Source organism: Pseudomonas ovata (genome assembly GCF_003131185.1).
In the GTDB taxonomy this organism is placed as follows: domain Bacteria; phylum Pseudomonadota; class Gammaproteobacteria; order Pseudomonadales; family Pseudomonadaceae; genus Aquipseudomonas; species Aquipseudomonas ovata.
On the sequence record NZ_QFFU01000002.1, the window covers coordinates 87,056 to 110,389 of the forward strand.

At 61.2% G+C, this 23,334-nt stretch carries 24 protein-coding genes and 2 tRNA genes; 11 read left to right on the forward strand and 15 right to left on the reverse strand.

The genetic code is table 11. The features are described from left to right. The first annotated feature begins 82 nt into the window (after nt 1-82). Nucleotides 83-1,513 (forward strand): NAD-dependent succinate-semialdehyde dehydrogenase, encoded by a 1,431-nt coding sequence (locus tag DGA31_RS03520; RefSeq protein ID WP_056839775.1) that lies wholly within the window; start codon nt 83-85, stop codon nt 1,511-1,513. A gap of 342 nt (nt 1,514-1,855) precedes the next feature. Here DGA31_RS03520 and pbpG read toward each other — a convergent pair whose 3' ends face one another. Further along, a complete protein-coding gene (gene pbpG, locus DGA31_RS03525) occupies nt 1,856-2,794 on the reverse strand; it encodes a D-alanyl-D-alanine endopeptidase (protein WP_056839776.1) in 939 nt (312 codons plus the stop codon). A 255-nt stretch (nt 2,795-3,049) separates the two neighbouring features. On the opposite strand from pbpG, the gene DGA31_RS03530 reads away from it, so the two are divergent. Beyond that, nucleotides 3,050-3,610: a hypothetical protein gene (locus tag DGA31_RS03530; protein ID WP_109511567.1), complete on the forward strand. Its 561-nt coding sequence runs from the start codon at nt 3,050-3,052 to the stop codon at nt 3,608-3,610. Between the two features lie 4 nt (nt 3,611-3,614). Here the strand turns inward: DGA31_RS03530 and DGA31_RS03535 are convergent, their stop codons facing one another. Both DGA31_RS03535 and DGA31_RS03540 read right to left on the reverse strand, forming a co-directional pair. Further along, nucleotides 3,615-3,797 (reverse strand): hypothetical protein, encoded by a 183-nt coding sequence (locus DGA31_RS03535; RefSeq protein ID WP_056840167.1) that lies wholly within the window; start codon nt 3,795-3,797, stop codon nt 3,615-3,617. Nucleotides 3,798-3,985: 188 nt separating this feature from the next. Next, nucleotides 3,986-4,366 carry a hypothetical protein gene (locus tag DGA31_RS03540; protein ID WP_056839778.1) on the reverse strand — a complete coding sequence of 127 codons (381 nt, stop codon included), beginning with the start codon at nt 4,364-4,366 and terminating at the stop codon, nt 3,986-3,988. Nucleotides 4,367-4,587: 221 nt separating this feature from the next. Between DGA31_RS03540 and DGA31_RS03545 the strand changes: the two genes are divergently transcribed. Beyond that, complete coding sequence (locus DGA31_RS03545) at nt 4,588-5,403, forward strand: shikimate 5-dehydrogenase (RefSeq protein WP_109511568.1); 816 nt, start codon at nt 4,588-4,590, stop codon at nt 5,401-5,403. Between the two features lie 2 nt (nt 5,404-5,405). Here DGA31_RS03545 and DGA31_RS03550 read toward each other — a convergent pair whose 3' ends face one another. Both DGA31_RS03550 and nhaR read right to left on the reverse strand, forming a co-directional pair. Then, the gene (locus DGA31_RS03550) at nt 5,406-6,059 is read right to left on the reverse strand and encodes a YceH family protein (RefSeq protein WP_056839780.1); all 654 of its coding nucleotides are present in this window, start codon (nt 6,057-6,059) and stop codon (nt 5,406-5,408) included. Between the two features lie 310 nt (nt 6,060-6,369). Beyond that, nucleotides 6,370-7,266: a transcriptional activator NhaR gene (gene nhaR, locus DGA31_RS03555; protein WP_109511569.1), complete on the reverse strand. Its 897-nt coding sequence runs from the start codon at nt 7,264-7,266 to the stop codon at nt 6,370-6,372. A 132-nt stretch (nt 7,267-7,398) separates the two neighbouring features. Here nhaR and DGA31_RS03560 point away from each other — a divergent pair, with 132 nt between their 5' ends. Together DGA31_RS03560 and DGA31_RS03565 are read left to right on the forward strand one after the other, a co-directional pair. Next, nucleotides 7,399-7,644: a hypothetical protein gene (locus DGA31_RS03560; RefSeq protein ID WP_056840168.1), complete on the forward strand. Its 246-nt coding sequence runs from the start codon at nt 7,399-7,401 to the stop codon at nt 7,642-7,644. A 33-nt stretch (nt 7,645-7,677) separates the two neighbouring features. Then, nucleotides 7,678-8,424 carry a TerC family protein gene (locus DGA31_RS03565; protein ID WP_056839782.1) on the forward strand — a complete coding sequence of 249 codons (747 nt, stop codon included), beginning with the start codon at nt 7,678-7,680 and terminating at the stop codon, nt 8,422-8,424. Between the two features lie 105 nt (nt 8,425-8,529). On the opposite strand, the gene DGA31_RS03570 is transcribed toward DGA31_RS03565, so the two are convergent. Next, complete coding sequence (locus DGA31_RS03570) at nt 8,530-8,712, reverse strand: hypothetical protein (protein WP_056839783.1); 183 nt, start codon at nt 8,710-8,712, stop codon at nt 8,530-8,532. 219 nt (nt 8,713-8,931) lie between these two features. Between DGA31_RS03570 and DGA31_RS03575 the strand changes: the two genes are divergently transcribed. Beyond that, a complete protein-coding gene (locus tag DGA31_RS03575; RefSeq protein WP_056839784.1) occupies nt 8,932-9,624 on the forward strand; it encodes a hypothetical protein in 693 nt (230 codons plus the stop codon). A 152-nt stretch (nt 9,625-9,776) separates the two neighbouring features. Here the strand turns inward: DGA31_RS03575 and DGA31_RS03580 are convergent, their stop codons facing one another. Next, nucleotides 9,777-11,060 (reverse strand): NAD(P)/FAD-dependent oxidoreductase, encoded by a 1,284-nt coding sequence (locus DGA31_RS03580; protein ID WP_109511570.1) that lies wholly within the window; start codon nt 11,058-11,060, stop codon nt 9,777-9,779. Nucleotides 11,061-11,220: 160 nt separating this feature from the next. Between DGA31_RS03580 and DGA31_RS03585 the strand changes: the two genes are divergently transcribed. Then, a tRNA-Val gene (locus DGA31_RS03585) sits at nt 11,221-11,297 on the forward strand. An 87-nt stretch (nt 11,298-11,384) separates the two neighbouring features. Here the strand turns inward: DGA31_RS03585 and DGA31_RS03590 are convergent. Next, entirely contained in the window at nt 11,385-12,260 is an 876-nt protein-coding gene (locus tag DGA31_RS03590; protein ID WP_109511571.1) for a DHH family phosphoesterase, read from the reverse strand. A 226-nt stretch (nt 12,261-12,486) separates the two neighbouring features. Between DGA31_RS03590 and DGA31_RS03595 the strand changes: the two genes are divergently transcribed. Beyond that, complete coding sequence (locus tag DGA31_RS03595; RefSeq protein ID WP_109511572.1) at nt 12,487-13,986, forward strand: GGDEF domain-containing protein; 1,500 nt, start codon at nt 12,487-12,489, stop codon at nt 13,984-13,986. Nucleotides 13,987-14,035: 49 nt separating this feature from the next. On the opposite strand, the gene prfH is transcribed toward DGA31_RS03595, so the two are convergent. Then, complete coding sequence (gene prfH, locus DGA31_RS03600; RefSeq protein ID WP_056839788.1) at nt 14,036-14,650, reverse strand: peptide chain release factor H; 615 nt, start codon at nt 14,648-14,650, stop codon at nt 14,036-14,038. Next, nucleotides 14,647-15,774, reverse strand: coding sequence for an RNA ligase RtcB family protein (locus DGA31_RS03605; protein WP_109511573.1), 1,128 nt, complete (start codon nt 15,772-15,774; stop codon nt 14,647-14,649). Before DGA31_RS03605 ends, prfH begins: the two co-directional genes overlap by 4 nt. 331 nt (nt 15,775-16,105) lie before the next feature. On the opposite strand from DGA31_RS03605, the gene DGA31_RS03610 reads away from it, so the two are divergent. Further along, a tRNA-Val gene (locus DGA31_RS03610) sits at nt 16,106-16,182 on the forward strand. 96 nt (nt 16,183-16,278) lie between these two features. Here the strand turns inward: DGA31_RS03610 and DGA31_RS03615 are convergent. The 3 genes from DGA31_RS03615 to DGA31_RS03630 form a co-directional block, all read right to left on the reverse strand. Beyond that, complete coding sequence (locus tag DGA31_RS03615; RefSeq protein ID WP_109511574.1) at nt 16,279-16,509, reverse strand: zinc-ribbon domain-containing protein; 231 nt, start codon at nt 16,507-16,509, stop codon at nt 16,279-16,281. A 102-nt stretch (nt 16,510-16,611) separates the two neighbouring features. Beyond that, nucleotides 16,612-16,974, reverse strand: coding sequence for an NUDIX hydrolase (locus tag DGA31_RS03620; RefSeq protein WP_056839791.1), 363 nt, complete (start codon nt 16,972-16,974; stop codon nt 16,612-16,614). A gap of 306 nt (nt 16,975-17,280) precedes the next feature. Continuing rightward, on the reverse strand, nt 17,281-17,640 hold the full coding sequence (locus DGA31_RS03630) for a hypothetical protein (RefSeq protein WP_056839632.1): 360 nt from the start codon (nt 17,638-17,640) through the stop codon (nt 17,281-17,283). Between the two features lie 221 nt (nt 17,641-17,861). On the opposite strand from DGA31_RS03630, the gene DGA31_RS03635 reads away from it, so the two are divergent. Together DGA31_RS03635 and DGA31_RS03640 are read left to right on the forward strand one after the other, a co-directional pair. After that, nucleotides 17,862-20,723: a sensor domain-containing phosphodiesterase gene (locus DGA31_RS03635; RefSeq protein ID WP_109511576.1), complete on the forward strand. Its 2,862-nt coding sequence runs from the start codon at nt 17,862-17,864 to the stop codon at nt 20,721-20,723. A 168-nt stretch (nt 20,724-20,891) separates the two neighbouring features. Next, nucleotides 20,892-21,437: a hypothetical protein gene (locus DGA31_RS03640; RefSeq protein ID WP_109511577.1), complete on the forward strand. Its 546-nt coding sequence runs from the start codon at nt 20,892-20,894 to the stop codon at nt 21,435-21,437. Between the two features lie 129 nt (nt 21,438-21,566). Here DGA31_RS03640 and DGA31_RS03645 read toward each other — a convergent pair whose 3' ends face one another. Both DGA31_RS03645 and DGA31_RS03650 read right to left on the reverse strand, forming a co-directional pair. Continuing rightward, nucleotides 21,567-22,865, reverse strand: coding sequence for a glycosyltransferase (locus tag DGA31_RS03645; RefSeq protein WP_241509518.1), 1,299 nt, complete (start codon nt 22,863-22,865; stop codon nt 21,567-21,569). Continuing rightward, on the reverse strand, nt 22,862-23,239 hold the full coding sequence (locus tag DGA31_RS03650; RefSeq protein WP_056839628.1) for a response regulator: 378 nt from the start codon (nt 23,237-23,239) through the stop codon (nt 22,862-22,864). Before DGA31_RS03650 ends, DGA31_RS03645 begins: the two co-directional genes overlap by 4 nt. Nucleotides 23,240-23,334 lie beyond the last annotated feature (95 nt).

A 23,334-nucleotide genomic window follows, 5' to 3' on the forward strand; every position in this document is an offset into this window, starting at 1 on the left:
GGGTTGTGCACTGATCTGCTTGACGAGGGCCACTCAATAGTGGCCCTCTGTTTTACTGTCTGACTGCCACTGGAGATTTGCGATGTACCCTGACGTACAGCTTTATATCAACGGTCAATGGCGCGCCGCCCACGATGGTCGCACCCAGCCGGTCCTGGATCCGGGCACCGGCCAGATCATCGGTCAGGTGGCCCATGCCGACATCAGTGACCTGGATGACGCGCTGGCAGCCGCCGAGCATGGCTTTGCGACCTGGCGAGCGGTGTCGGCCTTCGAGCGCTACAAGATCATGCGCAAGGCGGCGGTGCTGGTGCGCGAGCGCGCCGATTCGATTGCCCGCATCATGACTCAGGAGCAGGGCAAGCCGGTGGCCGAGGCTCGCGCCGAGGCGCTGTCGGCCGCCGACATCATCGACTGGCTGGCCGAGGAAGCCCGGCGCAGCTATGGACGCCTGGTGCCGTCGCGTGGCGCCAATATTGAACAGAAGGTGATCAAGGAACCGGTGGGCCCGGTGGCGGCGTTCACGCCCTGGAACTTCCCCATCAACCAGGTGGTGCGCAAGCTGTCCTCGGCGCTGGCCGCCGGCTGCTCGATCATCATCAAGGCCCCGGAAGAAACCCCGGCGTCCCCGGCCGAACTGATCCGGGCCTTTCATGATGCCGGCGTACCAGCAGGTGTGATCGGCCTGGTGTATGGCGATCCGGCGCAGATTTCCGGTTACCTGATCCCGCACCCGGTGATTCGCAAGGTCACGTTCACCGGCTCCACCCCGGTCGGCAAGCAATTGGCAGCGCTGGCCGGCCAGCACATGAAGCGTGCCACCATGGAGCTGGGCGGCCATGCGCCGGCCCTGGTGTTCGAAGATGCCGACCTGAACCTGGCGGCGCGCACCCTGGCCACCGCCAAGTTCCGCAACGCCGGGCAGGTGTGTGTCTCGCCTACGCGCATTCTGGTGCAGCGTTCGGTGTTGCAGGCCTTTACCGAGCAGTTCGTCGGGCTGACCCGCGAAATCAAGGTGGGGCATGGCCTGGAGGCCGACACCCAGATGGGGCCGCTGGCCAACGAACGCCGTGTGCCGGCCTTGCGTGACCTGGTCGAAGACGCCGTCAGTGCGGGTGCCAAGGTCGAGACCGGGGGCAACGCGGTCGCGGGCGAGGGCTGGTTCTTCGAGCCGACCGTGCTGAGCGGCCTGACGCCGGCCATGCGCATCATGAATGACGAGCCCTTTGGCCCGGTGGCCTTGCTGGTGCCGTTCGATACGCTGGAAGAGGCGATTGCCGAATCCAACCGCGTGCCGTTCGGGCTGGCGTCCTATGCCTTCACCACCTCGATGAAGACAGCCCAGGCCCTGAGCCATGGCATCGAAGCGGGTATGCTGTCGATCAACCACCAGGGCATCGGCCTGCCGGAAATACCGTTTGGCGGCATCAAGGACTCGGGCTATGGCTCCGAAGGCGGTATCGAAGCCATCGAGGCGTACCTCAATACCAAGCTGGTGACGCAGTTCAATTGATCGGCCTCATCATGCCGGTCAAGGCTGACGCGGTTTATTGGGGGAGGGGGCTCTGCTTCGGGCGGTGATCCGATGATGAGGCCAGCAAGGCCCATACGCCTGCTGCGCCTGTCCCATTGCCATCGCCGGCAAGCCGCCTCCCACAGTCTGGTGCCAGGTCTGAAACTCAGGGTCACATCAACTGAGTGTCAGACGCAAAAGGTGAAAACTGGCTTAACTGATCGGCATCACGTCGCAGGAGCGGCTTAAGCCGCGAAGAAGGCTGCACATTCGTGCCCTTTTCGCAGTTAAAGCGGCTCCTGCAAGGTGAGATTGCGGCGGATCGCCAGGCTGCGTCTGCGGCTATTCCTTGGCCTGTTGCAGGCCGTTCTGGCGCAGGGCCAGGTTCTTGTCCTTCTTGTATTGCAGGGCCACTTCCGGCACCGGGCCACTCTGGCCGGTTTCCAGCCATTTGCGCAGGCGGCTGGCGTCGGCAAAGTGGGTCTGCTTGCCGAAGGCATCGAGAATCACCACCGACACCGGGCGCTTGGCCATATTGGTCAGCAGCACCAGGCAATGCCCGGCCTGGTTGGTGAAGCCGGTCTTGGTCAGGCGAATATCCCAGTTTTCACGGTGCACCAGATGGTCGGTGTTGCGAAAGCCCAGGGTGTAAGTGGGCTTGGTAAAGCGCACGGTCTTTTCTTCGGTGGCGCTCAGTTCGCTGAGCAGCGGGTATTTGCGCGCTTCAAGCAGAAGTTTGGTGAGGTCGCGTGCGGTCGAGACGTTGTAGACCGACAGGCCGGTAGGCTCGACATAGGCGGTGTGCTTCATGCCCAGTGCACGCGCCTTGGCATTCATCGCCAGGATGAACGCCGGATAACCACCTGGATAGCTGTGGGCCAGGCTGGCGGCGGCGCGGTTCTCCGACGACATCAGGGTAATCAGCAGCATGTCGCGGCGACTGAGCTGGCTGCCGAGCTTGACCCGGGAAAACACGCCTTTCATTTCGGCCGTGTGGGAAATATCCACCGGTATGACTTCGTCCATCGATTGCCTGGCATCGATGACCACCATGGCGGTCATCAACTTGGTGACCGAGGCAATGGGCACAATCACATCCGGATTGTTGGAATAGAGCACTTTATTGCTTTGCAGGTCGACGACCATGGTACTGCCGGAGGCCAGGTGAAGATTGGCCGGGTCGCGTGCCAGGACGGCCGATTCATTGGCCAGGACCGGGTTGCCAAGCAGCGGGCCGGTGAGTGCAAGAAAAAGGCCCAGAAGCGTATGACGAATATTCAAGTAAGCTCACTCGATGAATGTGCGCAGGTGCACGGAAACAGAAAATAAAGTGGGCATTTTAGGAGGCGGTCTTACCGGCGTCGATGGGGGCGCACGGGCATTTCGTCCTTTAATTGAACAATAATGGCCTTATTCAGACACGGTTAAGTGGGCAGGCTGTTTTAACGCGCTGTTTTTCGATAGTCGTGGTATCGAATGCCGACAGCGATTAGCATCCCAGCCCTATTGAACATCACTGTTGCAAGGAGTCAGGTAATGCCCAAGGGGTTGATCGGCAAGGATTATGCGGTGCTGGTAATCGTGACACTGGCCATTGTTGTCCTGATGCTGGGTGCGGGCTTTTTCATCAAGCCTGTGGACTGGGCCGGTTGGGTGCAGGCGATGGCCGTGACCGTGGGGCTGTTGCTGGCGGTGGCGGTACCGGCGATCCAGCGTCAGCAGGAAGCCCGTGAAGCCGCACGACTGCAGCGCATCCGTGATGTCGGTTATGCCCGGCGCATTCAGTACCTGTGCGGTGAACTGAGCGAAATGCACGGGCGCATCAGCCTGAACCTGCCGCACTTGCGTGCCAATGACCGGCACCGCTTGAAGTTCACCTTGCAGGATTACCTGCACCGGGTATTCGAGTCGCACAAGGAGGACTTGAACGATGACCGGATCGTGGTCGCCCATGAGTTGCGTCAGGTGGCCAATAATCTGATCGAGGAACTCGACAGCGGCCGCACCGACCGCACCGAGTACATGGCACTGGAGCGGCGCCTGCAGAAACTGACCCAGCGCTGCCAGTTGATCGTGGTGATTGCCGAACGTTCCTGATGGCTCAACTGTTGAGCCTGGGTGCCTCGAGTTGTTCGGAAATGGCCTGTGCCTGAGGGCGTGAAGTGAATGGCCCGCCAATCGGCTCGCCGTCGCGTATCAGGTACCAGCAGGCCAGCAGGCCTTGCGCTCTGAGCGCGCCGGGTACGGCACTGCCAACCACAGACATGATGTGTACTTCGTTCATGATGGCCTCCATCGATTCATGCTGGCCACTCTACTGAACACTGATGGCACCGAGAAATCAACCTTTTCGATAGTGGTCATTGATGGAGGCAGGGGTTTTGGCACCAGACTGTGCGTTGGTGCAAAAAATGGCCCCGCCGGTCGCGGCCAGGCCAAAAAAACCCCGCCGCACGGGCAGGATCTTTTTGTTTACCAGCGGCGCGGATGGCCGTAGTACACCGGTTGTGGCGGTGGGCCATAGCGATGGTAGTAGCCAGGCGGCGGGCCGGGGTAGCGCTCGACCACTTCATAGGCCGGGCGGTAGTAGACCGGCGGTGGCGGCGGGGCGTAATACACGGTGCGCGGTTCCTGCACATAGACAGGCTGGCGCTCGATGTACACAGGCTCGCGCTCGACATACACCGTGCGGTCGCGGTCACGACCCGAAGACACGGCCGCTCCGACGACGGCGGCGCCCACGATGGCGCCTACGATCGCCGGGCCTCCCCAATTACGACCACCGGCACTGGCCTGGCCTGCCAGGGCCAGGGCGCCTATGAACAAGGCAATCTTGGGTAAATGACGAATCATGATGGTGTTCCTCGGCTTTCGACCCGTTATCGCGTGGCACCGGCTGCGGTGCGGCTACGGGGTTAATGCTAAGACAGCGGTTTTGATCAGATCTGCGAAGCGCGTGGGTAAAGTTTGTGTAAGGTAGGAGCCTTCGCGACATACCGTTTTCAGCTTCGTCTGATGGGTGCGAGTGTACGCTTGTCATACCGATTTTAGCCAATACCGTTCAGGAGATTTACATGCCCGTCACTGCCAGCAAGGACACGCTGTTGTGCATGTCGCTTGCCGCCCGTCCCGGCCACTTCGGGGTTCGCTTCCACAACCACCTGTACCGCGAGCTGGGCCTGGATTTCTATTACAAGGCATTTGCCCCCAACGACCTGGCCGGCGCGGTCACCGGCATGCGCGCCCTGGGCATACGCGGCTGCGGGGTGTCGATGCCGTTCAAGGAAGACTGCATCGCCCTGGTCGATGAACTGGATGCTTCGGCAGCGGCCATCGACTCGATCAACACCATCGTCAATACGGGCGGTCATCTCAAGGCCTACAACACCGACTACATCGCCGTGGCGCAGTTGCTCGATGCCCACGCCGTGCCGCGCACGCCGTTCGCCCTGCGCGGCAGTGGCGGCATGGCCAAGGCCGTGGCCTGTGCCATGCGCGATGCCGGCTTTACCGAGGGGTTGATCGTGGCCCGTAACGAAGCGGCCGGACGGCGCCTGGCCGACGCCTGCGGGTTGCGCTGGCAGCCTGAGCTGGGCGATGAGCGGCCGCCCTTGCTGGTCAATGTCACGCCGCTGGGCATGACCGGGCCGCAGGCTGATGAACTGGCCTTTGACCTGGCGGCCATCGAGGCTGCCCAGACCCTGTTCGATGTGGTGGCCACGCCGGCCGAGACCCCGTTGATCCAGGCCGGGCGCCGGCTCGGCAAACAGCTGATCAGCGGTGACCAGGTGGCCGCGATCCAGGCGCTGGAGCAGTTCGTGCTGTACACCGGCGTGCGCCCCACCGAGGAGCAGTACCAGCGTGCGGCGGCCTTTGCCCGGGCGGTTTGAGGTCAGCCCTCCAACTGCGCCAGTCGTTCTTCCAGGGCGGCAATGCGCGCCTCCAGCTCGTCCAGGCGCTCGGACGACGGCGGCGGCGCATGGCGCTCCGGGGCTTGCTGACGGTTGACCAGCAGGGCCTGCAGGTCCTGCTCGCTGCCCATTGCATGCATGTAGCGATCTTCGCGCTGGCCGCTCTGGCGTGGCAGCTGTGAAGCCAGGCCACGGGCGATCAGGCGGTCGAGCTGGTGCACGACCTGTTCGGCGTCTTCGAAGTCGTGCATGCGGTTGCTGCGGGTCAGCAGTTCGTTGACGGTCTGCGGGCCGCGCAGCAGCAACAGGCCGGTCAGGATCAACTGCGCCGGCACCAGTTCCAGGTGCTTGTCGGCCCGGTGTTCCCAGCGATCGGCGCGACTGCCCATCACCAGGCGCGCCAGGCCGAGGTTTTCCAGGCTGCGCAGGCTCTGGCCGATCTGGCCCTGGGTCAGGTTCATGACCGGGTCGCGGCTGGTTTTCTGGTTGCAGGCCAGCATCAGCGCATTGAGGGTCAGCGGGTAGGTTTCCGGGTTGGTGGCCTTTTTCTCGATCAGGCAACCGAGCACCCGGACCTGGCTGCTGTCCAGTTGCAGGCCTTGAGAGGCTTGAGGGGTTTCGAGGGTATCGGACATGCTGTACTCCCTGAGCGATGGCAGGCCGCCAGCCTAGGGTCTGGCGCGGATTATTACCAGTGGGCAACGTATTGCCGGGCAAAAAGTCGCAACGAACGGCTCGCCCGGACGTCTATAATCGTCCAGGCCGTCACCTGTATAAACCCCACCCTCGTGTCCTGTTCATTCTGTGCTTTATCGCCCATGCCGCGATAAGGCGCGTCGTTGTGGAATGTTGTCCATCGTTCTGTTGTCAGCGGCCGGCATCATGCTGCTCGCGATCCTGCTGGCGCTGGGCATGATTAGGGTCAACGTGCCGGCCATGGCCTGATCATTCGCTGAACAGCTTGTTGCGCGCCCCCTCGGTAATCGCCACGACGCCGGGGTGGCGCACCTTGCGCTCGACGGTGATGGCATAGAACGATTCTGTCACCGCATCGGTCTGACCGATCAGGCGCACGCCGTACTGGGCCTGGACTTCGTCAGCGATCACGCTGGGGGCCACGAATACACCGCTGCCGGACTGGCCAAACGCTTTCATCAACGCACTGTCGTCGAATTCGCCAATGATGCGCGGCCGCAGCTTTTGCTCGGCGAACCAGCGCATCAGTCGCCCGCGTACCACCGTGTCCTGGCCCGGAATCAACAGCGGGGCATCGTTTAAGGCCATGGGGAAATCGGGGTGCAGACGTTGGGCGACTTCTTCGGTGGCAAAGAAGCTGATGCCGCATTCGCCCAGTTTCTGGCTGTAGCCGCGGATGTCCAGGTGCGGGGGCATGGGGCTGTCGGAGACGACCATGTCCAGACGCTGGATGGCGAGGTCGGCCAGCAGGCGCTCCAGCTTGTCTTCGCGGCAGGTGATGCGCACCGGCTCGCTCAGTTCCATGGTCGGCGCGATAAGCCGGTAGACGATGGACTTGGGCACCACGTCGGCCACACCGATGCGAAACAGGATCTGCTGCTCGTCAGGCCGCGAGCGCAGCACGGTTTCCAGTTCGTTGCCCAGCTGGAACATCTGCTCGGCGTAGGGCAGGGCCAGGCGTCCCGCCTCGGTCAGCTCCAGTTGGCGACCCACGCGCTGAAACAGGTCGACGCCCAGGGTCTGTTCCAGCAGGCTGATCTGCCCGCTGATGGTCTGCGCCGTAAGGCTTAATTGCTCGCAAGCGCGTACGATGCTGCCAGTCCGGGCGACCACCCAGAAATAATGTAATTGACGGTAATTAAGCATGGACTTGTAACACTTCGTAAAAACCGAAGTATACACCTTAAAAATGCGAATTTTCCTGATGTTACAAGGTCTCTAGAATGCTTCCTCATCGCCATGCCGCTCACGCGGTCGGCCCTGATGAACGAGGAAGCCATGAAGCACCCCATCTATGCTGCATTATTGTTGACATGTTCTGTGGTTGTAATGAGTGGCTGCGACCAGGTTGAAACAACCGGCAAGCAGATGCTCGACACGGCGGCCAGTTCCGCCAAGCAGGCGATCGACGACACCCACAAGGCGGCCACCGAGGCGCTGGAAGAGGCTCGGCAAGAGCTGTCGGTCGCAGAGCCTGCGGCAAAGCCAAAAGAATCCGGCACTCAGGCCGGGCAGGAAATCTGACGTTATTAACCTTGGCTTATTCGGGACATACATATGGAATACCTGTTGGAACTTGCGGCAAGTCCGGCGGCCTGGGTGGCGCTGGCAACACTGGTGGTGATGGAGGTCGTGCTGGGCATCGACAACCTGATCTTTATCTCGATCCTGACCAACAAGCTGCCTGAGCATCAACGTCCCAAGGCCCGTCGACTGGGTATCGGCATGGCGCTGATCATGCGCCTGGGCCTGCTCAGCACCGTGGCCTGGATCGTGCAGTTGACGGAACCTGTCATTGAACTGTTGGGGCAGACGTTCTCCTGGAAGGACATGATCCTGATCGCCGGTGGCCTGTTCCTGGTCTGGAAAGCGACCACGGAAATCCACCACAGCATGGATGAGGCGCACGACAAGGAAGACACGGTCGGCTCCAAGGTAACCCTGAGCATGGGCGCGGCGATTGCACAGATCCTGATGCTTGACCTGGTGTTCTCCATCGACAGCATCATCACCGCCGTGGGCATGACCGAGCACTTGCCGATCATGATCATTGCGGTCGTGGCTGCGGTCGTGGTGATGCTGGTAGCGGCTGACCCGCTGGCCAAGTTCATCAATGACAATCCAAGTGTCGTGATGCTGGCGCTGGGTTTCCTGATCATGATCGGCATGACGCTGATCGCCGAAGGCTTTGGTGCCCATGTGCCTAAAGGCTATGTGTACGCGGCGATGGCTTTCTCGGCCCTGATCGAGGTGCTGAACATGCTGGCGCGTCGTTCCAAACGCAAGAAATCCGCAGCGGCCTGATCAGGGTTGCAGCAACGGCCGGGCTGACACACGCCAAGGCTTGAAGCAAAAAAACGGTCGGTCCTGTCATGGGGCCGGCCGTTTTGCATGAGGGCGTATGAAGATTCAGTGTGCGGTGGCCGGTCGGGTCTTGCAGGGTCTGGCCGGTTTTTGCGGTCGGGCGGCAGGCGCGGTCTGGGTGGGATGAGGGTGATGACGACGAGCAATGCGCATCACACCCCACAACATGGCGCAGGCAACAGCCAGCCAGGCAGCGATCAGCATCACAATGGTCATTTCCAGGTTCATGAGTACACCTCCACAGCTGCAATCTGTTGCAGTCTTAGTAACCGACAGTCTAGACCGGGGGGTGTTTCGCCGGCTTGACAAGTGGTCACGCGCTTCGACCGTTTTGGTCTATGCAGGCCAAGTGACAGACCCTTGGGCTATACCGGCAGCTTGCACCGCTCTATGATCGGCATTCCCGCCAGGTCAGAGGTCGCCTGGCGTTCGATCAAGTGAGGGAACATGTTGCCGGTATCATTTGCGTCCAGAGCCGTCACGGTTGTGCTGGCGGTTGCCATGCTGGCGGTCATGGGCGGTTGTTCGTCGTCGCGTACGCTGCACGCGCTGCCACCTGACCCGCAGGGGCTGCCCGACCGGGTCGAACTCACCTCGATGCCGTTCTTTCGTGGCAATGCCTTCCAGAGCGGCCCCGGTGCCCTGGCCACGATGCTGGCGCACCAGAACATGGGCACCACGCCGGGGTTGCTGGAAAAAAACCTGCAATTGCCCGGTGCCGAAGCGCAGCTTGAACAGAACCTGCAGCGCGTGGCGCGTGAATACGGCTTTGTGGTCTACCCGCTGAGTGATCAGGTGCGCGACCTGAAGGCGCAGGTAGCCGCCGGTTATCCGGTGCTGCTGCGTTTTACTGAAGGGTCGGCGTTCTGGAAAGAGCCGCGCTATGCGGTATTGGTCGGTTATGACCGTTACCGCGACGGGATGTTGCTGCAGGCCGGCATGAACCGCCGGCTGTTGATGAAGTTTGACAGTTTCGCTTCGGCCTGGGAGAGCGCCGGCCATTGGGCGGTGCTGGTCCAGGGGCCTCGCCAGTTGCCCGCCAACGTTGATCGCCAGCGCTGGCTGCAGGCGGCCGAGGCACTGGCCAGGGCCGGTCAGGAGCAGGCGGCCGGTGAAGCGGTCAGGACCATCGGCCGTTAGGCTCTGTACGAAAAGTCGGTGAGCGAAGGCCAGGCAAGGCAAAAAGCGGCGAGCAAGCGCAGTTGACATGTGTCAATGAGCATTGCGAGTCGCTTTTTAACGCAGCATGGCCGAGCGCAGCCACTTTACGTACAGAGCCTAGGGGCTGGTGTTCAGAACCCCAGCCTATCCCGCAGGCTGTAGTACCAGGCACCCAGCGCGGTAAAGGGCGTGCGCAACAGTTGTCCGCCCGGGAACGGATAATGCGGCAGGTTGGCAAAGGCGTCGAAGCGTTCGGCCTGGCCGCGCAGTGCTTCGGCCAGCACCTTGCCGGCCAGGTGCGTATAGGTCACACCATGCCCGCTGCATCCCTGGGAATAATAGATGTTGTCGCCCAGGCGGCCGACCTGGGGCAGGCGCGACAGGGTCAGCAGGAAGTTGCCGGTCCAGGCGTAATCGATCTTCACGTCCTTGAGTTGCGGGAAGACCTTGAGCATTTTCGGCCGGATGATCGCCTCGATATTGGCAGGATCGCGCGCGCCATACACTACGCCACCGCCGAAGATCAGGCGCTTGTCGGCGGTCAGGCGGTAATAGTCCAGCAGGTAGTTGCAGTCTTCGACGCAGTAATCCTGGGGCAGCAGCGTGCGGGCCAGTTCATCGCCCAGCGGCGCCGTGGCAATCACCTGGGTGCCGCACGGCATGGACTTGGCCGCCAGCTCCGGCACCAGATTGCCCAGGTAGGCATTGCCCGCCACGATCACGAAGCGTGTCCGTACCCGGCCTTGCGCCGTATGCACCACCGGCGTGGCACCGCGGTCGATGCGAATGGCCGGCGACTGCTCATGGATGACGCCGCCCAGCGACTCCACTGCAGCGGCCTCGCCCAAGGCCAGGTTCAACGGATGGATATGCCCGCCGCTCATGTCCAGCATGCCGCCCACATACTGGTCGCACTGCACCACCTCGCGCATGCGCGCGGTGTCCAGCAGTTGCAACTGAGTATGGCCGTAGCGCTCCCACAGGCGTTTTTGCGCTTCCAGGTGGCCCATCTGCCGGGCGTTCAAGGCTGCGAACACACCGCCGTCTTTCAGGTCGCACTGGATGGCGTAGCGCGAAATGCGCTCGCGAATGATGCGCGCGCCTTCGAAAGCCATGTGCCCGAGCAACTGCGCCTGATCCGCACCCACGCTGCGTTCGATCACATCGATGTCGCGGCTGTAGCTGTTGACGATCTGCCCGCCATTGCGCCCCGAGGCGCCAAAACCGACTTTCGCCGCTTCCAGCACCGTCACCTTGAACCCGTGCTCAAGCAGAAACAACGCGCTGGAAAGCCCGGTATAGCCGGCACCGATGATGCACACATCGGTGTCGATATCGCCTTGCAGGGCAGGGCGCTCAGGCACCGGGTTGGCTGAGGCTGCGTAGTACGACTGGGGGTAGGCCATGCTCGCCATGCGGATGCTCCGTTTAAAATTCTTGACGAATAGTGGCGATCCTACCCGAGATCCTCAAGGATGCAAAACGCATAACCTGCAAAAAGTTTTCGAATTCAGTGGCTTAGCGAAAAAAACGTTTGACAGGGTTTTGAAAATCCGTAGAATGCCGCCTCACAGCAGGCACGTAGCTCAGTTGGTTAGAGCACCACCTTGACATGGTGGGGGTCGTTGGTTCGAGTCCAATCGTGCCTACCAGACAAAACCCGCGCAGTGCGCGGGCTGGGAAGGGAGATCAGAAATGATCTCCCTTTTTTATTGCCGGTTTTTTGTAAATCGCCCGTCTCAAGTGGCGTCCGCCATCAAATACCGCGTCAGCTCATGCCCATACGGCACACTGAAGCCCGCCGCATTGCGATGCCCGCCGCCGCCGAACCGTTCGGCGATGGCGGCCACGTCCTCGCCTGCATTAGTGCTGCGCAAAGAGAATGAGCGGCCTTTGGGTGTGTCCCAGTAGACGGCAGCAAAAGGCTCACCGGTGCACATCAGGTGTCCGGCATCGCTGGCATGCGTAAATGGCAGGTTGGCGGCCGGCACGTCGAATCCCTCTATCACCATCCGGCGCCGGGTGGCGCGCAATAGGCCCGCCAGTTCTTTCTGCCGGCTGCGCTCGATCGCCACGCCTTCTCTATGCAACGCGCTGACCGGCGTCGTCATGAGTTCATCCCAGCGCTCGAAATCGTGCGGATGGCTGAACAGTGCTGCCGTGATTTCCCGCGTGCCTTCGAGCGTGAAGCGCCATAGGTCGCGATCTTCGATATGGTTGATAAGGTCCGGGCGCGGCGTGCCTTTGAAATAGTAATCCCAGGTCAGGCCGGCGCCTGAGCGGTTCATGTCGAATACCGCGTGCAGTCCTGTCAAGGGTGCTTGCTGCCAGTGCTCAGGGGCTGGCGCGACATTGGCCAGTTCGGCTTGGGCAGTCTTGTGATGATCAATGACCAGAACCGACAACGCTGTACTGGCCATCGTGGTCAGGACGTCGAAGGAATAGGCAAAGTCCACGATCACGACATGTTTTCCAGAAGCGTCGGGAGCCGGTTCGCCATGACTGGCGGCGTAGCACTCGACATCGGAGCCAAGCCTGCGGCGCACCACCCAGGCGGCACCGAAACCGTCGGCGCAATGGGCGTGGTAGATGCACAGTGTTGAGGGTGTGGTCATGGGGCTCCTGCTGCGGGTGGGGGGCGCCACCCTTTGTCGGGGAGTAATAAGACACTTCATCCAATACCCTTCCCAAGTCATTGATTTTACCGTTGTGGCATACGGCTATTATCTGCGCCAGTGCTACCATGCGCCCTGACGGGCCAGGGTTGGCTCACAGTACCAAGGCCTCCTTTCAAGGGGCGGTCGCGGCAGATTGGACTGGAAAGGGCTGTCAGGTGTTCAAGTGAAACGTGATCTTCAGCTCGTCATTGTGCTTTTATTGATCGTATGTTGTTCATTGGTCTTGATCACGTTCTGGAAGGTCATGGCTGCGCGGGAGAGGGCCTTGAGCAATGTCAGCGTCAATGGCGCCAATCTGACGCAGGCGCTGGTGACCTATTCGGAAGGAATCATGCGCCAGAGCTCGACGCTGCTCAACGGTATGGTCGAGCGGCTCGAAACCGACGGTTTCGGCCCGGCGCAGTCTGGTCGGCTGCAAAGTCTGTTGCAGATTCAGCACCGTGCCATGCCGCAACTGAGCGGCCTCACCATCTATGACAAGGAAGGCAACTGGCTGCTCTCATCCAGCAGCCCCGGTGTGCTCAGGTTCAACAGCAGCGACCGTGTCTATTTTTCTCATCATCGCGCTGACCCGTCCCGGGACATCTTCATCGGTCCGCCCATACAGCATCGTTCGAACAAGGAGTGGGTGATCACCATCAGTCGCCGGGTCGATGACGAGCGCGGTGACTTCGCCGGTGTCGTAGCGGCAACCCTGGGAATCAGAAACTTCCTTGAACTGTACGGCAAGATCGATGTGGGTGATGACGGCGCGATTTCCCTGACGCTTGCCAACGGCCAGTTGTTGGTGCGCTACCCCTTCCGTGAGCAGGACATGGGCAAGGACTTTTCTCAATCGGCAGACTTCAGGAAGTATTTCCTGGGGCGGGAATCGGGGAAGGCGTCATTTACTTCGTCGCTGGACGGCGTCGAGCGCTTGTACACCTTTCGCAAGAGTGAAAACTTTTCATTGATCACTACCGTGGCGCTTGGCAAAAAGGAGGCTTTGCGCAGTTGGCGGTTCGAAGCCTTGTTGTCGCTGACGGTACTGGCTGTCCTGATCCTGTTCACGCTTGGCACCGGTTGGGTGCTGTTCAAGCTCATCAAGCGCAGGATCGAGACCCAGTCCCAGTTGCTGATGGCGCGCCAGCAATTGCTTGATGCCAATGAAAAGCTCGCGCAACTGGCCGCGCAGGATCAGCTGACGGGCCTGGCCAACCGGCGCTGTTTCGATGAGACGCTGGCGTTGGAGGCCAGGCGCGCTCAGCGGGCGGGCACATCTTTATCCCTGATCCTGATGGATATCGACCTGTTCAAGTTGTTCAACGACACCTATGGGCATGTTGCGGGCGATGAGTGCCTGCAGGCAGTCAGTTTTGCTGTCGCCGATTGCGTACGCCGCCCTTCGGACCTGGTGGCCCGCTACGGCGGGGAAGAGTTGGCGGTCATCCTGCCGGACACTGACCTTGAGGGGGCACGCCAGTTGGCTGCCGCGATGCAGCAGGCGTTGGCCGAGGCCGGTATCGCCCATGCCGCCAGCCCGTGTGGCCGTGTGACCATGAGCATCGGTATTGCCTGCATGTCAGGGGATGAGGCAGTGCTGTGTGCGCCTTCGATTGTCGAGGTGGCGGACTGTGCCCTGTACAGGGCCAAGGCGGGCGGGCGAAATCGGATCGAGAGCTGAGATAGTTGAATAAGTGTGCAGGCCACCAAAGGGCGGCGGCCTGCGTGTTTCATGCGGGTATGAAGTCCTCACCGACAAAGCGCCTGCCTGCATTGCCGCGTTCGACACGCTGATGAGACAGATGCCGTGACGTTTTAAGCTCGGCTTGCCGGGCATTGTGCAAGGTTTGCAGTCGCTGGCCGATCAGCATGACGGCCAGGCGCTTGTTGGCGTGCTGGCTACGCTCGCTTTGTACCTTGACCGTGATGCCGCTGGCCACATGGGTGGCGCGTACGGCAGAGTCGGTGGTATTGACGTGCTGGCCACCAGGTCCGCCGGAGCGGGTGGTTTCAAAACGAATCGCCGTGCTCAGGTCTGTCTGCGGCGCAGAAAAGTGCTCGGCTCCGAAGTACCAGTTCTTGCGCCGATGACCTGGGCGATATGGGCTGGCGCATACCCAGCACAGGTTGCCGTGCCATTGACTGGCCAAGGCCTGCGCCTGCTCGCCCTCCAGGCACAGCAGCACCGAGCGCAGCGTGCCGCCGTGCTGGCCGGCCTGTTGCTCGACCACACTCAGTGATACCGCGCAGGCCCGGGCCTCATGTTCCAGGCGTTGCAGGGCCTTGGCCACGGCGCGCTCGCATTCGGCCGGTCCCTGTGCCGAAGACAATTGCAGCAGAATCATTCGCAGCACCCCCGGCGTTTGTAGGTCAGTACCGGTTTCAGGCGCGCCAGCAGGGTGACCAGTCCGGCGTCGACCAGGCTGCCGACCACCGAATCGATGTTTTTATAGGCTTGGGGGGCTTCTTCATACATCAGCGCCTTGTCTTCACAAATCACCCGGCTGCCCAGCGCAGTGCGCTTGAGCTGATCCAGGCTGTAGCGTTGTGCCAGGCGATCCTTGCAGTCGGTGCGCTGCCATTTGCGCCCGGCCCCGTGGGCCAGGGAGTTGAGTGACAGTGGCGAAGGGTGGGCGTCGACCAGGTAGCTGTAGTCGCCGCGCGAACCGGGTATCACCACCGGCCCTTGGTCGGCGGGTGTAGCCCCTTTGCGGTGCAGCCAGCCGGCAACGCCCTCGACGGTGTCCGGCAGCACCATGTTGTGGTTGATGTCCAGCAGCCGTCGGCCCTCGCTGCGCAGGTTAAGCAGGATGCGCTCGGCGATCAGTTGCCGGTTGCGCTCGGCAAAGCGCAGCGCCTGATCATGCTGTTGCAGGTAGTCCTGGCCGTCGTGACTGCCCGCGGCAATGCCGGCATGGCCAAAGCGCTCGATATGCTGGCGCAGGATACGTTCGCCCAGCCCGCGCGAACCGCTGTGCACCAGCAGCAGCAAGGCCTTGCGCTCCAGCCCCAGTGCTTGCACGGCAGCGGTGTCGTAGAGGGTATCCAGTTGCTGCAGTTCGGCGAAATGGTTGCCACCGCCGATGGTGCCGGCGCTATGGCGTTCGGTGGTGTCCAGGCCTTCAAGCGCTTCGGTCCAGTTGTCATCAAGCGGCTGATCGATATTGCCGATGCGCTTTTCCAGCTTGTCCAGGTCCAGCTTCGCCAGTGCGATGCCGGTCTGCCACAGTGCCATGCCGCAGCCAATGTCATTGCCGACCAGTGCCGGGTACAGCAGGTCTGTCGAAAAGAAGGCGGCGCCTACCGGATAACCCCGGCCCGGGTGCAGGTCCGGCATGCCGGCGACCTGGTGCATGCCTGGCAGGCGTGCGGTGGTCTGAAGTTGCTGGATCGCTTTTCCTTCGATCCAGGTGTCGTCCGAGGCGATGAGAGAGACGCCCGGCGACAAATTGCGGATGCAATTGCCCATGTCCAATTCCTGATTGGAAAAATAAAAAGTCAGGTGGGCAGGCCGCAGCCGGGCAAAGCATGTCGCTGGGAAAGCGAAGGGAGCGTTACGCCTGGCTCGTCCTGCAAAGGGTGATGATGTATTTCATGGTCAATCTCCTGTTTGCTGGTGAGTGGGAAGAGGCGCGCAGAGTACTGAGCGTTGCGTGCAGATGCAAGGGCGGCCAGTGGTCTGTCATGGCTTCAAAAGGCTCATAAACGTGGCAGGGCAATAAAAAATCCGTTTTTTCAGTGGCTTACTGAAAAAACTCGTTGACAGGGTTTTGAAATTCCGTAGAATGCCGCCTCACAGCAGGCACGTAGCTCAGTTGGTTAGAGCACCACCTTGACATGGTGGGGGTCGTTGGTTCGAGTCCAATCGCGCCTACCAAACAAATCCGCTCTGCTGGGCGGTAAGAAAAAGGCGACCCGAAAGGGTCGCCTTTTTTGTGGCCGGTTTTTTCCAGGGCCTGTCTGATGCGCGGGTCTATCTGAATATCAGGACCGCTGCCGTGGCAATCACGAACACCACGCCAAATACCATCCGGGCGATCCAGGGCGCGGTCAGCCAGACGCCGGTGGCGCCGGCGATCTGACCGATATTCTTCTCGCTGAGCAGACGATTGCCGGCTGGATTTATCGGGTGGCCGCAGTGCGGGCAGGCGTAGGCCTTGTCAGAAACACGGGCGGCGCATTCGGGGCAGTCGATCAGGCTCATGAGCGTGTCCATCGTGGCTTCGGGAGGGCGTTCTGATTCACCCTCAAAGACCTCGAAAAGGCCCGAATGTTCGCCCAGGGTGTGAGCCGGTTGGCAGTTTGCTCAGGCCTGGCGGGCAAAGGCCTTGAGGATCGATTTGGTCGTGTCGCTGGCCTTCAGCTCGCTCCACTGTTCGTCCGCCAGCCATTTACAGGCGCTGATTTCGTTCCTGGGCCTGGGCTTGTCATGTTTGGGAACGTCAGTCACGAACACGTAATGACGCACCTGTTCACCGGTGAACTCATTCAGGTACAGCAGTCGCAAATCACGCAGTCCGGTCTCTTCGCGCAGTTCGCGCGTGGCTGCCTGTCGCGGGGTCTCGCCGGCTTCGATCTTGCCGCCAGGCAGGTTCCAGCGCGATTTGGCCTTGCGTACACCCAGGATCTGGTTGTCGCGTTTACAGATGACAGTGGCTCGGTCTTTCATAAGGCTATAGGTGTCCTGAGAGAGGGGCACGTACGCGCCTGGCAAGCTTTGTCCCCTGCTGAGGCCAAAGGTTCAGAGCGGGCTTTTCGATACGCGTATAAAAAGCCCGGCAGACACCGGGCTTTTGGGGGCGTGACGCTGCATGGTTCAGGCGTTGCTGGTGTCGTAGGCCCTGTACGTAAGTGGCTGCGCTCGGCCATGCTGCGTTAAAAATCGACTCGCAATGCTCATTGACACGTGTCAACTGCGCTTGCTCGCCGCTTTTTGCCTTGCCTGACCTTCGCTCACCGACTTTTCGTACAGGGCCTAAGGCATACCGACATGGCGGGCCATGCGCCGGAAGGTCTTGTCATCGGTGGCGGCCAGCAAGGTGCGGCCTTCCTTGAGGTTGACCATGAACGTGACTTCCTTTTCTTCCCGGGCGAGCATCACACCGGCCGCTGCACCGACCGGGCCGAGCATCAGTGCCCCGGCCAGTCCCAGGCCGATGGCACCGTCGATTTTCTTGTTGCTGCCCTGGCTGGCGATTTCCATGGACTTGATATCGCTGTGCTTGAAACTGATACCGGGCCATGGAAACAGTGGGGTTACGAGCGTGAGGGTGCCAGCGCGATACTCCCCGTCACCTTGAAGAAAATCCCCTGCTAAAACATTGATCTTAGCCATGTTCATTTCTCCTTGTTCTTGAGCAGGCGCATATTGCGCGCCTCCAGGACTGGGGAGTCAAACGCCGGGAGACGAGGTGCGCTGACGTTCGTCAGGTCAATACGGGCCTGCCCGGTCTTGTGCAGGGCGTGCAGTCGCATAGAATGACTGCGCTTGCCCCGCAGCGTGGGGTACGGGTCCCTCGGCAGTGGGCGCAGAAGGTTAGCGGGTGTGATGCTTGAATGAATATTCCTCCTTTGGTCGTTGAAATGCGCCACCCTTTCCAGTTGCCTGATCTGAGCCTGGCCGGCGATCTGCCCTCGGTCCTCGCAGCGATCGGCGGCCTGCTGCAAGCGATACGCAGTCATTACCCAAATGCCTGCTGGGCTGTCTATGGTGTCGGTGAGCACAAGCGTCTGCTTGGCCAGGATGCTGCAGGGTCCGACTGGCCGGAATCGATTGCCAGCGCAGACTTTGACGCATTCTGCCAGGCGCGCGGCCTGTACCGTTGGGTCGCCGGAATGGGTGAGGATGTACTGGGCTGGGTGTTGGCACCGCACGCCCAGGCCCATGCATCGTGGCTGGCAGACATGGCCCTGCGCCTGGGCTCGCTGCTGCAGACGGCTGCCCTGATCCGTACCCAGAGCACGCAGCGGGTGCTCTACCAGATCAGCCATCTGGCCAGCTCCACGCGTGATCGCAGCACCTTTATCAAGGGGGTCCATCGGCAGTTGTCGACCCTGATCAATGCCGAGAATTTTGCCCTGGCCTTGTACGACCGAGTGCACAACACGATCACCTATCCCTATTATGTCGACAGCATCGATGGCGAGGCGCCCACGCCTGATGCCTTTGAATTTCTCGACCGCACCCGCATGTCCCTGACCGGCTATGTGCTGACCCATGGCCGCTCATTGTTTGTCGATGCGCCAGGCATCGAACAGGCCGAGCGCGAAGGGCGCTTCCAGTGTGTCGGGCATCGTCCGCAATTCTGGATGGGCGCCCCGCTGAAGAACGCCGCCGACGAAGTGTTCGGCATGCTGGCCATGCAGGTCTACGATGCCAGTCGAATCTACAGCCTCGAAGACCGTGCGCTGTTCCAGGTGGTGTCCCGGCATGTGGCCATGGCCCTGGACCGGTTGCTGCACCGCGCCGACCTTGAGCAGACCGTATTGTTGCGCACCCAGCAACTGTCGGCGGCCAACGATGCCTTGCGTCAGGAAATCGCCGAGCGCGAGCGTGCCGAGCACTTGCAAAGTGCCTTGTTCCAGATCACTGAATTGTCCAGCCAGCCCGGTGACATGGCCGAACTGTTCCCGCGCCTGCACCGGATTGTGGCCGAGCTGCTGGTGGCGCTGAATTTCTACATTGCGCTGTACGACAACACCACCGGGGAGGTGGCGTTTCCGTACTTCGTCGATGAGAAAACCGCACGGCCCCGTTCGCGGCGTGGCCAGCGGGGCTTTACCGAATACGTGATCCGTCAGCGACGTCCGTGCCTGATCAACCGTGAAGAGGCTTTTCGGCTGGAGGCACTGGGTGAAATCGAGGCGCAGAAAGAGTCGCAGCGCTCCTGGTCATGGCTGGGCATTCCGTTGTTCGAAGGCGATCAGGTGCGTGGGATCCTGGTGGTGCAAAGCTACTCGCCCGAGGTCAGCTATACCCTGCGCGACCAGGAATTGCTGACCTTCGTCTCGCGACATATCGACACGGCCTTGTCGCGGCGCAGCGCAGCCGAAGCCATTCATGCGGCCAATCTGCAACTGGAAGCGCGGGTCCAGGACCGCACCCGGGCCCTGGATCATGCCAACGCCAAGCTGCAACACGAAAACGCGCACGATGCCCTGACCGGTCTGGCCAACCGCAGTCACCTGCAGCAGCGCCTGCAAGGGTACTGGCATGAGTTCTGCGAACAGGGGCGGCCACTGGTGGTGATGTTCATCGACCTGGACCGCTTCAAGCTGGTCAATGACAGCCTTGGCCATCATTGTGGTGATAACCTGCTGATCCAGGCCGCCGAGCGTTTACGCAGTTGCATGCGTGGCAGCGACCTGCTGGCGCGCCTGGGGGGAGATGAGTTTGCCGTGCTGGCGGTGGGCGCCTCGCTGGAGATTGGCAGCGGGATTGCCGAGCGCATCCTGGCCAGTTTCGACCTGCCGTTCTTCATTGATGGCCATGCGGTGTTTTCTTCATGCAGCATCGGTGTGGTCGGTGCTGACAGCCAGTTCCATCGCGAGCCTGCCGATCTGCTGCGTGATGCCGATATCGCCATGTACCGGGTCAAGAACGCCGGGCGCGACAGCTTTGCGCTGTTCAATCAGGCCTTGCGCCGCGAAGTGTCCGACCAGGTCGAGCAGGAAGGTGCGCTGCGCAATGCGCTCAAGCGCACTGACGAGCTGATTCCGTATTTCCAGCCCATTGTTTGCCTCAACAGCGGCAAGCTGTTGGCGCTGGAAGCCTTGATTCGCTGGCACCAGCCCGATGGCCGGATCATCGCGCCGGGGCACTTCCTGCCGGCGCTTGAGGGTTTGCGCCTGATCGGGCGTCTTGACGTCTACATGTTGCAGCAAGTCATTGCCATCCTGGCACTGCCGGCCAACGCCCACTGGCCGACGGTGCACGTCAACTGCTCCAGCTACAGCATTACCCGGCCGGAATTTGCCGCCGACGTGCTGGCCATGCTGGCCGGGCAGGGCGTGGCCCCCTCGCGCATCTGCCTGGAACTGACCGAAGGTGCACTGGTGGCCGAGCCCGAGCAGGCGCGCCAGACCATGAAGCACCTGGCCGATAATGGCGTGTCGGTGGTGCTCGATGACTTCGGCGCGGGATTTTCGTCCCTCAGTTACGTGCACCAGTACCACTTCAGCGGGCTCAAGATCGACAAGTCGTTCATCTTCGAGCTCAGCACCAGCGCCCGTAGCCGGGCCATCGTGCGCGCCATCGTGCGCATGGCCGAGTCGCTGGACCTGACCGTGGTGGCCGAGGGGGTCGAAGACCAGGCCACCCTGGAATTGTTGCGTGACATTGGCGCCGGGCAGGCGCAAGGGTACTTTTTCTCCGTGCCCATGCCACAGGATGACCTGCAGTTGCACACCACTCTCTGATCGGCAAGCCCTTGCCGCCTCTGGCAACCGCTGTCCGGGCCTGGTCATTGGCCATCATCTGCCAGGGCCTGCCAATGCACAGGATGATGCTCTTTAGGGCGCTGGCATCCATCTTGCTGGGCTACAGGCCGGGGCTGGATCGCCCCGCTACAGCAGGAGATTACTCACATGCTAGTCAGCAATAGCACGATCGAAAACCTGGCCTCCAGGTTTGCTGTCGGGCGCGGGGCGCTTGACGAACTTTCACAGGCGTCGTTCAGCCTGGTTGCACCGCCCCCTGTCCAGGCGGCGGCCGCAACGCTCAGCTCAAGTGCCGACCACAGTGCCTCGCACAAGGGCGCCGGTGGCAGTACCGCCTATGACGAGTCTTTTGCCCGGATGATGCTCGGGCTCAAGACCCAGACCGAAACAACAGTGTCGGACGCTGTCGCCGAGCGCGACAACGCGGCCAGTGGGGATACGGCACTGGCCGCCAATGACACGACCTACACGTCGGCCCAGCAGCAGTTTCTCGACTACATGAAGCTGCCAGCCGAAGACCGGCTGCGCGAGCAGTTGACTGGCGTCAGCAAGGAAGAATACGAGGCCATGAGCCCCGAAGAAAAGCGCGGCGTGGACGAGAAATTCAAGGACGCGCTCAAGCAACAGCAGGAAGTCGCCCAGCAGGACATCAATGTGCGCATCAAGGCGCTCAAGGCCGGCTTGATCGGTTAATGGCTGGCCTCCACGCGGACACTTGCGGGAATTGGGTCGAGCCCTCAACAAGCGCTCGCCCCAAAACCCGTAGGCGCGACCAGCGGTCGCGAACGCAGGCCTCCAGGCGTCAGATTCGTCCGGGTGGGTCTAGGAAGCGCGATTCTTCGCTTCGATCCATTGGGCCATGTACTGCGTGCTCTTGTGCTGATGATGGCGCAGCATGGCCCCGGTAAAGTTGCGCAGGCGATGCCGGGGAAGGTCGAGGCGCAGGGCTTCGATGCGTTCAATCAGGTTTCGGGCATGCTCGCGGTACTGATAGCGCGCCTGCAACAGCGCATGACCCGCATGCCGGGCCTGCTCCCATAACGCCTGATCCTGATACAGCCGCACGGCAGCCGCAGCGATGGCTTCGGCACTGCCTTCAACCAGGCCCGGCCAGGACCAGGTGCCCTGCATGGCTTCCGCGCCGATCGGCGTGGTGACCGAGGGTGTGCCGCACAGCATGGCGTCGATCAGCTTGCCCTTGATCCCCGCACCAAAGCGCAACGGCGCCAGGCAGACCCGCGCCTGACTCATGACGGCCAAGGCGTCTTCGGCCCAGTCCATCACATGAAAACCTTGCGCGGCATTGTGCAAGGCGGTGGCCTTGGGCGGGGTGTAGGCGCCATACACATGCAATTGCGCCCCTGGCAGTTGCTGGCGGATCAACGGCCAGATGGCTTGTTTCATCCACAGCACCGCGTCCCAGTTGGGCGCATGGCGAAAATTGCCGATGCTCAGAAAGTGCGCGCGGTCTTCGAAGATCGGCGTGTCGATCACCGGGTCTTCGACCATCAGCGGGCACCAGTGCAACAGCGCCTCTGGCAGGCTGAACTGCTCGGTCAGCAACTGCATTTCCACATCTGACGTCATCAGGTTCAGGTCGCAGCGGTACAGCGCGGCGATTTCGCGCTGCGCCAGGTCAGTCCCGGCCATCTGCTCAAACAACGTCTCGAATGACTGGTTGAAAAGACCTGGGCATTCATCGGCCTGCCGCGGATCCTTGAGCAAGTCCTTGAGGTGCTGATGGCGTGCGTGGCGCAAGCTCTGCAGGTCCGACGTTTCCAGGATGCGCAAGGCGCCGGGGCAGTGTTTCTCGACGCGCCAGCCGAACTGCTCCTCAATCATGAACTGATCGAACACTACGACATCGGGCGCCAGTTGGCAGACAAACTCATCAAAGCTGCTGCTATTGAGCTCGATGGTCTGCTCATCAATGCCAAGGCTGGCCAGGTCGGCCTTGTGGGCGCCTTCGCTGGCAGGGCTGGCGAAGGTGATCTGCCAGCCCTGATCAAGAAAGCTCTGGATCAGTTGCATCACATGCCCACTGGCGGCCGAAGAGCGAGGCTCCGGCCAGACATAGCCAATCAACAGCAGGCGTACAGGGCGGGAGGAGGCAGCAATCACGTGGGGTAAGTCATGGCCTGGCCAAGAATGGCGACCACCTTGTCACGCAATTGATCGATGGAAAACGGCTTGCCGATCAGGTGCATACCGGCCGGTACGTCGATGTTTTCTGAATAACCGCTGGCGAACAGCACCGGCAGTTGTGCCCGCAGCCTGCGAGCGGCCACAGCCAGGTCCGTGCCTTTCATGTCAGGCAGGCCCTGATCGGTCATCAGCAGGTCGATAGGGGTGTCGCTTTCGAGCGTTGTCAGTGCTTCTTCGGCGTTGGCGGCTTCAAGCACCTTGTACTCCAGCTCTTCAAGGACATCGACGATCAGCATGCGCACGATGTCGTCGTCTTCGACCACTAGAATCGTGCTGGTTGGATCGGACATGGTTAACTCCCCTGGAAATGGTCATGAAGGCGGCGTTATCGTGCTGCCTTCTGAATCTGTAAGTAAAACACCCCAAGAAGTTCCATAACTAGCCT